The sequence below is a fragment of the Thermomonas sp. HDW16 genome, from assembly GCF_011302915.1.
Taxonomy (GTDB): domain Bacteria; phylum Pseudomonadota; class Gammaproteobacteria; order Xanthomonadales; family Xanthomonadaceae; genus Thermomonas.
The window spans coordinates 1,905,376-1,918,744 of sequence record NZ_CP049872.1; the positions used below are offsets into that span (position 1 = coordinate 1,905,376).

Consider the following 13,369-nt stretch of genomic DNA (forward strand, 5'->3'; position numbering starts at 1 on the left):
AGCAACCGCATGACCAGCTTCGAGTTCGTGTTCGGCATGATCTCGGTGATCACTTCGCTGGCGCTGACCCGTCTGATGAGCGGCCTGGTCGGCTTGTATCGGCATGCCGATCGCATCCGCTTCTCCTGGCGGCATGGCTGCTGGACCGCCATGGCCCTGATGCTGCTGCTGGGCAACTGGGCGGCGTTCTGGGGCATGCGCGGCATCCAGTCATGGAGCGCGCTGGATGTGCTCACCCCACTGGTGTTCGTCGGCATGCTGTACGCGTTCTGCGACCTGGTCATGCCGGATGAACCGAAAGACGGCGAAAGGCTCGACCTGCGCGATTACCACGCCCGGCAAGGACGGCGTTACAAGACACTGCAACTGGCGTTCTCGGTGCTGGCGGTGCTGGTCATCGCGCGTCGCAGCGACAGCGTTGGCGACTGGTTAGCCAATTCCGGGTTCGCCCTGGTGGCGGCCGCCTGCAGCCTCATCGCCCTGCGCACCCATCGCGCCTGGCTGGATACCGCAGTGGCAGTGGTGCTGGTGGCGATGGCACCGGTCTTCCTGTGGATGCACCTGCAGGGGTTGTCTGGTTAGACCACCCCAAAAAGGTCAATCCCACTCGCCCAGACGCTGTGGTGGCGCGCATGGCGAATGGCCTATGCAATCGCATTGCGCTCCCAAGATTGCTGCCTGGATGCCATAGGACATCGGCAAGTGCAGGATTTATTCCTGGGATTCCACAGTCTTTCCGACGGAACCGGGATATGCCTTCTGCCACCGATCTTGATGTCCTTCGCCCCGTAATCGCCTCGTTTCTTCCAATGGGACTGGACAATTACCAGGCCCGCGAGGCCGAGGCATTCGCACTTGCCTCGGCGAACGTCCCCACACACCCAACAAGGAGACCGACCATGGGCCGCAAGATCGCAGCCGCCGCTTACATGCTTACCCCCAACACCGTCAATGTGTCCGTTCCGGCAGGCGTCGCGAACGACCTCAAGCAGATGAACGAGCTCACCAAAAAAATCCTGGGGCGCCTCGGCTGCCTGGGGTGTCATTCCGGCTACGACATCCGCTTCCTGATCGAGCGCGATTTCCGGGTCAACCCGCAGCTCGAAATCGAAGGCTTCAACGCACGGTTCGGCTTCTGACCCGATCCGCCGTGAACGTCCACCATTTGCCTGGTCTAGGCGTCGGGCTCGTTCTCTGGCCTGCCTTGCTGCCATTGCTGTCGGACGGCGGCAGTGGCATCGACGTGGTCGAGATCGAGCCCGAATTCTTCTGGTTCGAAACCGGTGATCCGCGCGAGCCGATGCGCCTTGACACCGGCATCCTGCAGCAGCTGGCGCAACTGCCCCAACACAAGCTTGTCCATGGTGTGGCCGCGCCTATCGGCGGCACGCTGGGGCCACAAGCATGCCAATTGCAGCTCATGCGTGACGTGGTGGAAACCCTGCGCGCACCGTGGGCCAGTGAACACCTGAGCTTCAACGCCATCCCGTCCGGTGAGTCACGCATGGATTCCGGCTTCCTGTTGCCGCCGCTGCAGACTGCGGAAGGCGCGACGCAAGCCGCGCGCAACATCGTCGCGATGCGCCAACAGCTGCAACTGCCCGTTGCGGTGGAGAACAACGTCAACTACCTGCGCCCGTTGCCGGGCGAATTGAGCGATGGCGATTTCATCACCCAGGTCGTGCAAGCGGCCGACTGCGGCCTGCTGCTGGACCTGCACAACCTCTGGGTCAACGAAAAGAACGGCCGTCAACCCGCGCGCGAAGTGTTGGCGCAACTGCCGCTGGATCGCGTCTGGGAAGTCCACCTGGCGGGTGGCTCCCAACATCGTGGCTACTGGCTGGATGCGCACAGTGGCCTGGTCAACGACGAGGTGATGGCGCTTGCCGCCGAAACGGTGCCGGACCTGCCCAACCTGCGCGCCATCATCTTCGAAATGCTTCCCGACTATCTGCCGCAAGTCGGACTGGATCAGGTGCGGCTCCAGATCGAGCGGCTGCATCGGCTGTGGGCTTTGCGACGCCCGCGCGTGTCATCACCGCGCGCACCCAGTATTGAAGCGTCGCAGTACAACGACGCCACGCGCGCCGTTCCCACGCCGGCGGCATGGGAGCAGGCCTTGGGCACGCTCGTCTCAGGCCGGCCTTCAGGGTTGAACGCCAATGCACCGTTCCCCGCGGACGAGCCGGGCGTGGCGATCTTGCGCGAGCTGGCGCGAAACGCGCGTGCCGGCCAGATCGCAAGCGCAGCGAAGCTCACCACCCGCCTGCTGCTGGCGCACGGAGGTGAAGCCGCGTTCAACGCCGCCTTCGATCCATATGTCGCGCGGCATGCGCCACGGCAGTTCGCCAGCAGCGAGGCACTGGCTTTCCTCGACGACATACAAGGCACGGCGCTGTCCATTCCCCACCTGCTCGAGGTCGCCAGGTTCGAAAGCGCTGTCATCCGCTCCGCCCTGTCCCGCGACGAACGCATGACCCTGTTCGAAACCGATCCGTTGCCGCTACTCGCTGCCCTCGCCGAGGGGCGCCCGCCCGCACGGGCCTATGATGCCATCCCCCACCGCGTCACCCTGCGCAATGGTGCGGTTACCCGCATGCAACGCGTGGCCCTGCGGAATGGTGCCAGGGACAAGTCGCACGCCTGACTCTCCCCCCGCCCTTTTGTGTACTGCCGCTTTTTCTCAATCGTGATTTTCCAGGTTTCGCGCGGCTTGCGCCGCCGCTGCCTGCAACACGCCTGCGTAGACCTTGCGGGTCCGCTCTGTCTCACGGGCGGCACTCTCCAGCCCCTGAGCATAGGCTGAGAGCAAGTCCCGGGCGTTGTATTGGTGAGCGAGGTCTTCGATCGTCTTTGCAATGGCATCCCGCACGTGCCAATCAACGTTGACGCCTGCCTCGGCCTGCTTGGCGAGATCAATGACCTTCAGGAGATGTGGCGTGACTAGACCTACGATCGTGACCTTCACTTGCTCGACCTGATGTGCATGGAACCGGGAAGATAACGCGATGCGGCGTTAAGGGCACGTGACTTAACAAGAACCTTATGGAAGGGCCGCTACAAGGCCTGCCTCGTCGGGGATGCAGATCACCTGCTGCGTTGCGTGCGTTATATCGACCTCAACCCGGTACGCGCGCGCATGACGGACGATCCCGCCGCGTTTTCATGGCCCAGTTGCGCCGGTCTCTGCGGCCTACGCGAAGATCCGTTGCTGGCACTTCACCCCACCCAGCGCATGCTCGGTGGCAACGCGGCGAGGCCTATCGCGCCCTGCTTGCCTAAGCGCTCAATGAGGAACACCTAGCCGCCATCCGCGCCTACCTGCAGCAGCAACGCGCCTACGGCCGCGACGACTTCCGCGCGATGGTCGAAGCCAAGACGCAAAGATTTGCCAGCGTGCGCGCGGCGTATCGGCCGACCAAATCAATGACCGCGACGGGGTAAGTGAACCTGACCCCATTTTGACCCACCCCGTTTTGACCCAGGCCTGCACATCGGTCGACCAGATCAGCCAGTGAATCCGGCCCCATTTGCTGCTGAGTCGTCGCAAGGAGGCAGGAACGATATGATCCCGCGAATTCCCGATTTCCACAGAGGAGCATCGCGATGCCACGTCCTTCGCTTCACGCAGTGGCCCCTGCCTTGTCTGGCTTAGTGGCATTGGGCCTTTGCGGCGCCGGGTTGACCGGATGCAGCTCCGTTCTTTCGGACAGTTCCGCAGCACCGGCGCAGGCAGCCTCCGCGCCAACCGCAGTGCCCGCAGGCTGGGAAGGGATGCCTGCCGGATACCTGGGCAACAACCTGCCGGACAGCCTGTTGCTGCTACCCCCGCCGCCAGCGGAAAACAGCGCCGGCTTCAGCCACGACCAGGCCGTGCACGACGCAGCGCAGGCACTCAAGGGAACCGCGCGCTACACCCTGGCGACCGCCGATGCCAACTTGCACCTGCCGCATGCCACCACCGCCTTCGAATGTGCGTTGGGCGTACCGATCACGCAGGCCGATACCCCCCGTCTCTATCAGCTGATGCAACGGGTGATGGTCGATGCCGGCCTTGGAACCTACACGGCGAAGAATCACTACAAGCGCATCCGCCCGTTCGTCCACTACAACGAACATACCTGCCTTGCTGCGGACGAGGCCGCACTGCGCGGCGACGGCTCTTATCCCTCCGGACACACATCGCTCGGCTGGGCATGGAGCCTGGTGCTGACCGATCTTTCGCCGGAGCGCGCCAACGCGTTGCTGGCGCGCGGACGCGCATTCGGCGAGAGCCGCCTGGTATGCAATGCGCACTGGCAGAGCGACGTACTTGAAGGCCGCACGATAGGCGCCGGCGTGGTGGCGCAGCTTCAATCCAACCCGACCTTCCAGGCGGACATGCAAGCAGCCCGCAAGGAAATCGCCGCACAGCGCACTTCAGGCAAATCCCCGGGCGTCGACTGCGCGGCTGAAGCGAAAGCACTGGCGATCAAGATTCCGGGCGTGCTTTAGCCGCGTAAATGGTGTCAGGGACAATTTCGCTTCAGGCGTGCCGCTTGCCGTCGGTCGCGGCCCGTCGCTCCCTGTGAATCGCCATCCATGCGATGGCGAGGATGAAGAACACGCTGCACAGCACGCTGCCTTCTGGACCCTGGGCGCCGCCGGTCAGCACATCGCCACCATGCGGACGCAACGCCACCAGCAGTGCGGGAAGGTGCGTGTCGATGCCGGTCACCGGCAACTCGAAACCGGTGGCGAGCAGCCAGTTCCAGCCCGCGTGCCAACCCATCGCGCCCCACACGTTGCCGGTGCGCAGCACCAAAGCGCAGGCGAACAATGAGAACAGCACCGAACTCGCCACGACGCGAAGCGGCTGTTGCGGGCTGTAGTGCAGCAAGGCGAACGTGAGCGATACCAGCAGCACCGCCACCACCACGTTGGACCTGCGCGCCAGCGTGGACAGCAGCCAACCGCGGAAGATGATTTCCTCCACGCTGGACTGGAACGCGAACGCCGGCAGCAGCAGGGCGATCTGCAGCAAGCCAGACGGGGATCGCCAAGCCGGCCCGATGCCTGTGGCCTGCATCCCGCCCGCGGCCCAGATCGCGCACACCACAAGCATGATCGTCGCGAAGCCGATCCCCAGTCCGCACAGGAACATCTTCTGCGGCTTCGTCCCCACCAGGCCGATGCTCGCAAGCGAACGCCGCTCGACCCATCGCACCCACGCCAGCACGGCCAGCAAGGTGGGCGCGAAGCCGATCCACAGCAGCGCGTGCAAGCCGGCAAGGCCTACCGGGTCGCCACCGGGCGTGGACCACCCGCGCGCCTGCATCCAGCCATCCATCGCGACCACCGGCACCGCGTTGAACAGCACCAGCAGGATGGGCGACAACCAGACCCACGGCAGCCAGCCACGGGCCGGGTCTTGCGAGAACAGGGCGACACGGGACATGCACGGCTCCGGTTCGGTGCCCTACGGCGCCCGATACGGCACCTTCCTGTCCGCACGGGATCGCAGCAACCGCTTTGCGACGAACCCCCGGAAAACCGGATCAAATGGTGTCAGGGACAAAATGGCTTCAGCGGTGGTCGCCCAGGCGGGCGCGCCGTCGCGAACCGCCCGGTGCGCGCCTCGACCCACGCGCGGAACCGATCTGTTCCCAATGCCCGCTGCTGCTGCAGGTAGCGCCGGATCTCGGCCAGCATGTCGTCCGGCAGGGCTTCGTCGAACAGCGCGCGATAGGCGGCAGCACGCGACGCGGGATCGACGCCAAGGGCCAAGTAGCAAGGATGCGCGCGCAGCAGCGGGTCGTACGCCCCGGCAGCATTCGCCCGATGGCTGGACCATAGGTGCTCTGCGGGCTCAGCCACCATCCATGCACGCACCGGATTGAGTTCGATGTAGCGGCTGCAGGCGAGGAAATAGCCGTCCGACGCCACAAGGCAGGCCTTGTAGCGCCCTTCCCACAAGGTGCCGGTGCGTCCATGCCGGTGGTTGAACAGTCCGGCGTAGTGACGCGCGAAGGTGTGCATCAGCCGCGACACCGCGCCCGCCTCGACTGGCGTCATCAACAGATGCACGTGGTTGTCCATCAGCACATAGGCATGCAGTTGGCAGCCGAACCGGGGCAACGCCTCCACCAGGCACTGCAGGTACCGTTGGCGGTCCTCGTCGTCGAGGAAGCAAGGAAACCGGTTGTTGCCTCGTTGCACGATGTGCTGCGGGATGCCGGGGAGATCGGGACGAGGCAAGCGGGCCATGCCAACAGCCTCCCCGACGGGCATGGCCTCAGGCGATCAGCACAACCCGCGACCCAATGTCAGAAATTGTCCCTGACACCTTTTATACACCTTTTTTGGACACCTTTTTTGAACCTGACCCCCTTTTGCCCCGTCTACTCGGACCCCTTTTCGAGCTCCACCTCGAACTGGTCGCCGTCAGTTCTGAGGGACCTCGTGATCCTCACATTCTTTCTACGATATTTCGTTTGCCCAGCATAAAGCGGCACAGATGGAACTGGGAGCTCGGCCCTCTTAAGGGTGTCAAACACATGTTGCCGCCAGAAAGGCCAAACATTGTGTATGCAGTTGAAGCTCACAAACTTATCGAAGATTTCTTGCGTCGGCTCATCAAGCATGAAGTAGTCGGCGCAGAAGGTAGCTTCAAGTGTGTAGATCGGATCTATCTCGTCATCATCATTTGGCCGAACCATCCGAGTGCCCAGCTTGACAAGAATACGCAGCAGTATCTGTCTCTTCTCGGCCTCGCCCTCAAGCTCAACCTCGTACATCTCAGGCTCGACACTCCTGAACGTCTGAGTCGCACATTTTTCTTTTGTATCTTCGCCCCAGCGAAATTCACGGTGACGACGGAGCGATGCCTCCCAAAGAGAGACATCATTTAAGTGAAAATAGCGAGTCGGATCGGCCTTTTGAGTGTCAGTGGCAGGCGCTATGGTCTCTTTTGACGTCTTCTTAGCCATATGCAACTTCGCAAGTTTCCCAGCGATCTGAGTTTGCTGCCGAAGAGTGAATCTTGACGCCAGAATGCGAAATTGCGGCCGCACTCACTTTGCTCTTTAGCGGTGCACACGAAGATGGAATCGTCTTCCAACTCGGGGCGCTATCCAGCCGAACTCTTGCGAGCTCTGTAAGCACCTCCCTCGCCTCCTCGCTTTCACTAAAGACCCTCATTAGAAGATCCATAGATTTGCTATGGATAACTTCACCACGCTCATACTTTGAGAAAGCATTTGCACCACCCCCGAATAGCTGAGATGCGATGCTTTGAGTGATGCTCCACTCCTTCCGAAATGCTTCAATCTTTCCACACGACCAAAGGCCAAGCCTTGCCTTTTTCGCATCCGCGTAAGCCAATTCGTTTTGCTTCGCCTGAACAGGAAGCACAACTTTTTCACCACATTCCGAACACTCGGAATAGCGAACGTTCGAAACGCGTAGGGGCGCACCCTCGAACTGAATGGTCTTGTCACCCACGCGCGAGGCTAGCGTGCCGATCTCACAAGCTGGGCAAAGGTTAGTCATCTGGGGACTCATTCAAAGCGAATTGGACTTGTGAAACGATGTTACGTAGAGGTAGTACACACTGCGTGGAGACGGAATGCGGAATTTGATGTACAGCTGGACTGGCCTAGGCTCTGAAGGGACCTTTTGTGGATTTGTAACGTAGTCATCAAAAGGCTGTTGCTTCTCATAGGAAAGCGATCGGCGGTATTCGCTGGGGAGGAGCACATTGATGCACTCAATCGCTTCTTCTTTCGATAGACCAAGTTCCTGATAGTCCGCTTCGGCATCCATTGAAAACGTCACCTTGCCGGTGGCGATGATCTGCCTGACTTCAGCAAGTGCGTATAGTGGGCCCGCGTGTTCCATTAATCAACCATCATGGTTAGATAAGGCAATAGGTCGAAAGACATGGTCTTTACAAATCAATGAGTTACAGATGCGCCATGGCTCGAGACCTGAACGAACTGAGTCTGGGGTCACGATTCAGTGTTGGCAAGGCTTGGTAGGTAGGTAACCGCCCACAACCAAACGCTCGCCTACTAGCCCACATAAGCCCAACTCGAAGCGATCCTCACTAGCGAACCTGAGCTAGCCAGTGCTAGGTCTCGACTCCCGCGCAGCAGACAGGCTTGCGTCCATCGAAGGCGCAACAAGAACTCAATGCACCTACATATTCCTTCGATACTCCCCACCCACATCGTACAACGCATGACTAATCTGCCCCAAGCTATGCGTCTTAACCGCCTCCATCAACGCCGCAAACACATTCCTGCGATCCCGCGCCGTCTGCTGCAGATACCCCAGCCCGTGACCATCATGAACCTCGGGCTCGACAACTTCATCCGCATCCGCCATATGCGAGTGCTCGGTCTCCCCTGACGGCGCCAGCGCATTCCGCGCCTTCTGCCAGTTCGCCACATTCGCGATCTGCTGCCCTTTCTCTTCTTCCGTCGAGCGGATCAGCTCGATCTCGGTAGCAATCTCGCCGCCGTGCTCCTTCGGCAGGAAGGTGTTGACGCCCACCAGCGGCAGGCTGCCGTCGTGCTTCTTGTGCTCGTAGTACAGCGACTCTTCCTGGATCTTGCCGCGCTGGTACATGGTGTCCATCGCGCCCAGCACGCCGCCGCGCTCGCTGATGGCCTCGAACTCCTTGTAAACCGCTTCCTCCACCAGGTCGGTAAGGTAGTCCACGGCGAAGCTGCCCTGCCAGGGGTTCTCGATGAAGTTGAGCCCCAGTTCCTTGTTGATGATCATCTGGATGGCCACCGCGCGACGCACGCTTTCCTCGGTGGGCGTGGTGATGGCTTCGTCGTAGGCGTTGGTGTGCAGGCTGTTGCAGTTGTCGAACAGCGCATACAGCGCCTGCAGCGTGGTGCGGATGTCGTTGAACTGGATCTCCTGCGCGTGCAGGGAACGGCCGCTGGTCTGGATGTGGTACTTCATCATCTGGCTGCGGCTGGACGCGCCGTAGCGCTCGCGCATGGCGCGCGCCCAGATGCGGCGGGCCACGCGGCCGATCACGGTGTACTCCGGGTCCATGCCGTTGCTGAAGAAGAACGACAGGTTGGGCGCGAAGTCGTCGATCTGCATGCCGCGCGCCAGGTAGTACTCCACGATCGTAAAACCATTACTCAGGGTGAAGGCGAGCTGGCTGATCGGGTTCGCCCCGGCCTCGGCGATGTGGTAGCCGGAGATGCTGACCGAATAGAAATTGCGGACGCCGTGGTCCACGAAGTATTGCTGGATGTCGCCCATCATCCGCAGCGCGAACTCGGTGCTGAAGATGCAGGTGTTCTGCGCCTGGTCCTCCTTCAGGATGTCCGCCTGCACGGTGCCGCGCACGGTGCGCAGCGTTTCCGCCTTGATGCGCGCGTAGGTCTCGGCATCGACCAGCTGGTCGCCGGACACGCCGAGCAGGCCGAGGCCGAGGCCGTTGTTGGTCGGCGGCAGTTCGCCCGAATATTGCGGGCGCACGTGCCCCTTGAAGAGTTCGTCCAGCTTCGCCTGCGCGGCGGCCCAGCGGGCGTCGTCGGCCTTCAGGTATTTCTCCACCTGCTGGTCGATGGCGCAGTTCATGAACATCGCCAGGATCATCGGCGCCGGGCCGTTGATGGTCATCGACACGCTGGTGCTGGGCGCGCACAGGTCGAAGCCGGAGTACAGCTTCTTCATGTCGTCCAGGGTGGGGATGTTGACCCCGGAGTTGCCGATCTTGCCGTAGATGTCCGGGCGCGGCGCCGGGTCTTCGCCGTACAGGGTCACGCTGTCAAAGGCGGTGGACAGGCGTGCGGCAGGCTGGCCGACGCTGAGGTAATGGAAGCGGCGGTTGGTGCGCTCCGGCGTGCCCTCGCCCGCGAACATGCGGATCGGGTCTTCGCCTGTGCGGCGGTACGGATACACGCCGCCGGTGTACGGGTAGCTGCCCGGCAGGTTTTCCTTGCCGAGGAAAGTCAGCAGCTCGCCCCAGCTCTTGTAGGTGGGCGCGGCGATCTTCGGAATCGGCTGGTGGCTGAGCGAGGTGCGGTAGTTGTCGACGCGGATGGTCTTGTCGCGGACCTGGTATTCGGTGACTTCGTCGGTGATCGACTTCAGCCGCGCCGGCCATTCGCGCAGCAGCTTGAGCGAATCGTTGCCGAGCGATTGCACGGCGTCGTTGTAGCGCTGGCGCAGGGTGAGCAGGCTGCGGTCGCCGTCTTCGGTGAGGGCATCGCCCGCGTACAAGTCAAGCTGCATCGGCAACGCGGCATCGCCCAGTTCCTGCAAGGCCTGCCACAGCGACTGCGCGCGGTCGGCGATCTCCGCCTGGGTCTCGATGCGGCGGTTGATGGCGCGGCCCTGCTCGGCGATCTCGGCCAGGTAGCGCACGCGGCTGCCGGGGATCAGCACGGTGGCGCGCGGTTCCTTGAGGCTGGTGTCGAGGCCGGGCGTCCACGCCACGCCGACTTTCTCGCGCAGCAGGCGGCACAGGTTGGCGAACATCCAGCTGATGCCGGGGTCGTTGAACTGGCTGGCGATGGTGGGATACACCGGCACGTCCGCATCCGCGGTCTGGAACGCGACGCGGTTGCGCTTCCACTGCTTGCGGATGTCGCGCAGCGCGTCCTCGGCGCCGCGCTTGTCGTACTTGTTGAGCACGATGAGCTCGGCGAAGTCGATCATGTCGATCTTCTCGAGCTGCGATGCCGCGCCGTAGTCGCTGGTCATCACGTACATCGGGAAATCGACCAGGTCGACGATCTCCGAATCGCTCTGGCCGATGCCGGCGGTTTCCACGATGACGAGGTCATAGCCCAGCGACTTGAGGAAGCCGATGCAGTCCTTGAGTACCGCGTTGGTCGCCACGTTCTGCCGGCGCGTGGCCATCGAGCGCATGTACACGCGATGGCTGCGCAGCGAGTTCATGCGGATGCGGTCGCCGAGCAGCGCGCCACCGGTGCGGCGGCGGGTGGGATCGACGCTGATCACCGCGATATGCATCTTCGGGAAGCTGGCGAGGAAGCGGTTGAGCAGTTCGTCGGTCACCGAGGACTTGCCGGCGCCGCCGGTACCGGTGATGCCGATGACCGGGGTCTTGCCGCCGGCCAGTTGCCACTCCTTGCGCAGGCGCGAGAGTTCGGCGTCGCCGTAGTCGCCGTCTTCGAGCGCGGACAGCACGCGGCCGATGGCGATTTCGTCGGAAAAGGTGTCAGGGACACTTTCTCCAAGTGCTTTTTGCGCTGACTGCTTCGAGCCGGGAAATTGTCCCTGACACCTTTTCCCGGCGCGCGCGACCACGTCCTCGATCATCTCCACCAGCCCCATCTTCATGCCGTCGTTGGGGTGGTAGATGCGTTCGACGCCGTAGGCTTCGAGCTCGCGGATTTCCTCCGGCGTGATGGTGCCGCCGCCGCCGGCGAACACCTTGATGTGCGGGGCGCCGCGCTCCTTGAGCATGTCGACCATGTACTTCAGGTACTCGACGTGGCCGCCCTGGTAGGACGACAGCGCGATGCCGTCGGCGTCTTCCTGCAACGCGGCGCGCACGACATCTTCGACCGAACGGTTATGGCCCAGGTGCACCACTTCCGCGCCCTGCGCCTGGATCAGCCGGCGCATGATGTTGATCGCGGCATCATGGCCGTCGAACAGGCTGGCGGCGGTGACGAAGCGCAGCGGGGTGGAGTCGTGTTGCTGCTGCGGGAGGGTTTCGGCGGGGGTGCTCATGGGGCGCATCCACAACATTTCAGGTGACCCATGATTGTACCGCGCGGGTTAGGATCGCCCGGACGCCACCGTATTCGCCGCATATCGATGACCCGGCTGAAGACCATCATGCTGTCCACTGCCCTCATCCTGCTGGCCGCGCTCGTGATCGGCGTGCTGTTGGCCGACCGGTTGATGCCGAAGGGCACCGGAGCACCCTCGCACGCGTTGCCGGTGCAGGCCGATGCCACCGAATGGGACCGCGTGCTGGTGCCGATGCTCGCGCAGCATCCGGGGCAGACCGGCACCATCCTGGTCAACGACGGACTGGAAGCCTTCGCCGCGCGCGCCCTATCCACTCGCGGCGCCGGCCGCAGCCTGGACCTGCAGTACTACATGTGGCACGACGACCTGACCGGCCGCCTGCTGGCGCTGGAAGTCTGGCGCGCAGCCGAACGCGGCGTGCGCGTGCGCATGCTGCTGGACGACATGAACGCCCACGGGCTGGATCAGCAGATGCTGGCGCTGGACGCGCATCCGAACGTCGAGATCCGCATCTACAACCCGTTCCGCAACCGCACCGGCGTGCGTCGCCTGATGGAAACGCTGATCCGCGCGTTCCGGGTCAACCACCGCATGCACAACAAGGCGTGGATCGTGGATGGCCGCGTCGCCGTGGTGGGCGGTCGCAATATCGGCAAGGAGTATTTCGATGCCGCCACCGACACCAATTTCCGCGACCTGGACGTGGTGATGATGGGGCCGGCGGTGGCCGGGGCTAGCGAGGTGTTCGATCGTTACTGGAACAGCAACGCAGTGGTGCCGATCGGCGAACTCGGCGAGAAGGACGAGACACAGTTGAAGGGACTGGTTGCTGCCGTCGAATCGCATACCGACAGCGCCGAAGCCCAGGTCTACCTGCGCCGCGTGGAGGCGACCCCGGGCGTGCAGGCCTTCGTGACCCAGCAGCTCAACCCGTTCTGGGTACACGACATCAAGGTCGTTTCCGACCCGCCGCTGAAATGGCGCGAAGACGACCACAGTGAATGGTTGGCGCATACCCTGGCCAAGGTGGTCGAAGGCGCGCAGCAGCGCGCTGCGCTGATCTCGCCCTACTTCGTGCCCGGGGTCGATGGCACCGAGATGCTGACCACGCTGGAAGCCAAAGGCGCGAAAGTCGGCGTGGTCACCAATTCGCTGGCGGCCAACGACGTCCCGGCCGTGCATAGCGGATACGCGCGCTACCGCGAGCCTCTACTGGCGGGAGGCGTGGAACTGCATGAACTGCGTGCGCAGGGACAGGGGCAGACCGCATCGGCCGGATTGTTCGGCAGCAGCGGTGCCAGCCTGCATACCAAGGCGTTCGTGATCGATGGTCGGCACGGCTTCGTTGGTTCGTTCAACCTGGATCCGCGCTCGGTGGCGCTGAATACCGAGATGGGCGTGCTGTTCGACCATGCGGGTCTGGGCGCGGAACTGCAGGCGGAATACAACCGCCTGGCCGGCCCCGCCTTCAGTTACGTGGTGTACGAAGACGCCAAGGGCCGCCTGCGCTGGCGCGACGACAGCACCACGCCACCCACCGTGCATACCGGCGAACCGGATGCCAGCGTGTGGCGGCGGATGATCGCCAGCGTGTTGCGGGTACTCCCGATCGAATCGCAGCTCTAAGGCG

Annotated in this window: 11 protein-coding genes; 5 read left to right on the top strand and 6 right to left on the bottom strand. The window is 62.8% G+C overall.

What is annotated here, in order from left to right; genetic code table 11:
• Window positions 1–9: 9 nt before the first annotated feature.
• The 3 genes from G7079_RS08880 to G7079_RS08890 all read left to right on the top strand — a co-directional run bounded on the left by G7079_RS08880 (window position 10) and on the right by G7079_RS08890 (window position 2,647).
• Window positions 10–582 carry a hypothetical protein gene (locus G7079_RS08880; protein WP_166056964.1) on the top strand — a complete coding sequence of 191 codons (573 nt, stop codon included), beginning with the start codon at window positions 10–12 and terminating at the stop codon, window positions 580–582.
• Window positions 583–899: 317 nt separating this feature from the next.
• The gene (locus G7079_RS08885) at window positions 900–1,139 is read left to right on the top strand and encodes a hypothetical protein (protein WP_166056965.1); all 240 of its coding nucleotides are present in this window, start codon (window positions 900–902) and stop codon (window positions 1,137–1,139) included.
• 11 nt (window positions 1,140–1,150) lie between these two features.
• Window positions 1,151–2,647 (top strand): DUF692 family multinuclear iron-containing protein, encoded by a 1,497-nt coding sequence (locus tag G7079_RS08890; protein ID WP_255453148.1) that lies wholly within the window; start codon window positions 1,151–1,153, stop codon window positions 2,645–2,647.
• A gap of 36 nt (window positions 2,648–2,683) precedes the next feature.
• Here G7079_RS08890 and G7079_RS08895 read toward each other — a convergent pair whose 3' ends face one another.
• On the bottom strand, window positions 2,684–2,968 hold the full coding sequence (locus tag G7079_RS08895; RefSeq protein WP_166056967.1) for a hypothetical protein: 285 nt from the start codon (window positions 2,966–2,968) through the stop codon (window positions 2,684–2,686).
• Window positions 2,969–3,774: 806 nt separating this feature from the next.
• Between G7079_RS08895 and G7079_RS08900 the strand changes: the two genes are divergently transcribed.
• Window positions 3,775–4,494 (top strand): phosphatase PAP2 family protein, encoded by a 720-nt coding sequence (locus G7079_RS08900; protein WP_240906151.1) that lies wholly within the window; start codon window positions 3,775–3,777, stop codon window positions 4,492–4,494.
• A 31-nt stretch (window positions 4,495–4,525) separates the two neighbouring features.
• On the opposite strand, the gene G7079_RS08905 is transcribed toward G7079_RS08900, so the two are convergent.
• The 5 genes from G7079_RS08905 to G7079_RS08930 form a co-directional block, all read right to left on the bottom strand.
• Complete coding sequence (locus G7079_RS08905; protein WP_166056969.1) at window positions 4,526–5,437, bottom strand: CPBP family intramembrane glutamic endopeptidase; 912 nt, start codon at window positions 5,435–5,437, stop codon at window positions 4,526–4,528.
• Between the two features lie 110 nt (window positions 5,438–5,547).
• Entirely contained in the window at window positions 5,548–6,246 is a 699-nt protein-coding gene (locus G7079_RS08910; protein ID WP_166056970.1) for a transposase, read from the bottom strand.
• A gap of 134 nt (window positions 6,247–6,380) precedes the next feature.
• Window positions 6,381–6,968, bottom strand: a complete 588-nt coding sequence (locus G7079_RS08915) for a hypothetical protein (RefSeq protein ID WP_166056971.1) — start codon at window positions 6,966–6,968, stop codon at window positions 6,381–6,383.
• A 574-nt stretch (window positions 6,969–7,542) separates the two neighbouring features.
• Window positions 7,543–7,878, bottom strand: a complete 336-nt coding sequence (locus tag G7079_RS08925) for a type II toxin-antitoxin system MqsR family toxin (protein ID WP_166056973.1) — start codon at window positions 7,876–7,878, stop codon at window positions 7,543–7,545.
• Window positions 7,879–8,178: 300 nt separating this feature from the next.
• Entirely contained in the window at window positions 8,179–11,715 is a 3,537-nt protein-coding gene (locus G7079_RS08930) for a methylmalonyl-CoA mutase family protein (protein ID WP_166056974.1), read from the bottom strand.
• Window positions 11,716–11,802: 87 nt separating this feature from the next.
• On the opposite strand from G7079_RS08930, the gene G7079_RS08935 reads away from it, so the two are divergent.
• Complete coding sequence (locus G7079_RS08935) at window positions 11,803–13,365, top strand: phospholipase D family protein (protein ID WP_166056975.1); 1,563 nt, start codon at window positions 11,803–11,805, stop codon at window positions 13,363–13,365.
• Window positions 13,366–13,369: the final 4 nt, after the last annotated feature.